Origin of the sequence: Pseudomonas sp. HY2-MNA-CIBAN-0224, assembly GCF_040310285.1 — a bacterium.
Classification (GTDB): Bacteria; Pseudomonadota; Gammaproteobacteria; order Pseudomonadales; family Pseudomonadaceae; genus Aquipseudomonas; species Aquipseudomonas helleri.
Map to the genome: position 1 here is coordinate 1 of NZ_JBEOPQ010000579.1, position 266 is coordinate 266.

1 protein-coding gene is annotated in these 266 nt (G+C 37.2%); it reads left to right on the forward strand.

Annotation, left to right across the window (positions count from 1 at the left end; translation table 11 throughout):
• Positions 1-84: 84 nt before the first annotated feature.
• A partial coding sequence (locus AAEZ03_RS27625) for a helix-turn-helix domain-containing protein (RefSeq protein WP_350583060.1) occupies positions 85-266 on the forward strand: 182 nt, incomplete at its 3' end.

The window sequence follows — 266 nt, forward strand, 5'->3', positions numbered from 1 at the left end:
ATAAATATTACCTTTGTTTTGCGTATCGGCTTTTTTAAGAGGCTGTTATAGTAAAAGAAACAAAAATCCGCTACAGTATATAATATGGCATACTCAAAAGACTACCGACAACTGATCCTCAATAAGCTTGCAGAAGGCTATAGCATTCGACAACTTGCCGAGGAATATCAACTTAGCACCAACACTATTCAGCGTTGGAAAAAATTTCCTGAGCGTAAAAAACGTCAGTTTACCCCAACTAAAATAGACGATGCATTACTGAGAGC